This is a genomic window from Thermogutta sp. (genome assembly GCF_014359955.1).
Taxonomy (GTDB): domain Bacteria; phylum Planctomycetota; class Planctomycetia; order Pirellulales; family Thermoguttaceae; genus Thermogutta.
The window spans coordinates 1-1,389 of the sequence record NZ_JACIYL010000994.1; the positions used below are offsets into that span (position 1 = coordinate 1).

Genomic DNA, 1,389 nt, shown 5'->3' on the forward strand with positions numbered 1-1,389 from the left:
ATCCTCGGACACAAACGTGATAGGCGATGCCTGCCGGGCTTTGTCAGGATTTTCAGGGATCGCGCCGCCGATCAGGCGGGATTCCGGCGAATCTGGAGCGTAGTGCTTGATCTGGCTGGGATGATCCCCGATCGTGAGAAAATCCGTCGGCCCGAAGAAATCGACCACGCAGGTGACACGGCTGCTCTCGCTGGTGAACTCTCCAAGGTTCCCTTCCAATTCCTTGACGCCGCCACTTGTTCCCAGCATGGCTACCAGATGCCCACCTGCCGACCAACCAATGACACCGATCTTCTCCGGATCCAGGTTGTACTTTTTGGCATTTCCGCGAATCCACCGGATCGCTGCCTTGCAATCATGAATTTGGGCCGGCCAGGTGGCATCCTGGCTCAATCGATATCCTACGGAGACTCCGGCATACTCCCCACTGGCCACCCAGGGGATGAGCCGCCCCACGACCTGCCGTTTGTCACCGCCCAGCCAGGCACCACCGTGAATCGCCACCACGACGGGAAGCGGCTTATCCGTCGCCCGCTTTTTGGGCAGCAGCAAGTCGAGCCGCTGTCTGGGATGATCGGTTTGAGCGTAGGGAATATCCCAGATGGCTTCGATCGAGTCGGGGACCCGCGGAGGTTGCCCCGGTTGGTTTTGCCTTCGCGCCGCCTGGACCACGCGCTGGCGGAACGCGGCGATCTCGTCCGCATCCACCAGGCCGTCATTGTTGGAATCTATTCGCCCAAAATTTTGCGCGATCGGTGGAGGTGCTTCTTCCCGACTGAGCTTGCCGTCTTTATCCCGATCAAAACGAGCGATAAAACTCGCTGGTGACGGCTCAGCCCTTGCGACGGCCGCAAGAATTCCCCCACTCATCAAGACAACAGCCACCAAAATTCTTCCCACGAAGCGCATCATCGAATTCTCCCACATGCAAAGGCCACAACAGCACGGCAAAAACGAGGCGCCGACCGGCAACTCACGCTGACCCAGCCTTGGTGTTTTCCGATGTCAGGCTGAGCGTGCCGCGAAGGTATCGCGAGAATTGAGGCCGCCGTTATTCTGACGTGGGTCGTCACGGTTGTCCAGAATGGCCGGCTCCATTCCGCGGACCTCTCGTCCATAAAAAGAAAACCCCGCGCAACATGCGGGGTTCTGGCTACCACTGTCGGCTTCGCGCTGATGCAAGATTAATTTCGCAGAACTGATTTCGTGCGCTTTCGACCCGTCCAAATCAGGCCAAAAGCGCCCAACACTGCCAGGCTCACCGTGGACGGTTCCGGGATGCACTCCGTGGCCACGTGGAAGCGATCAATGAGAAAGTACTGTCCGACCGGCACAAACGGCAACATCAGGGTGATTTCTTCCCATAACGGGTTGGGTTCCAACTGAAAC

Annotated in this window: 2 protein-coding genes; both read right to left on the bottom strand. The window is 58.3% G+C overall.

Translation table 11 applies throughout. The features are described from left to right. On the bottom strand, window positions 1-912 hold a 912-nt coding region (locus H5U08_RS18835; protein ID WP_297036709.1), incomplete at its 3' end, for an alpha/beta hydrolase fold domain-containing protein. 272 nt (window positions 913-1,184) lie between these two features. Beyond that, the coding region (locus H5U08_RS18840) for a PEP-CTERM sorting domain-containing protein (RefSeq protein ID WP_297036712.1) at window positions 1,185-1,389 on the bottom strand (205 nt) is incomplete at its 5' end.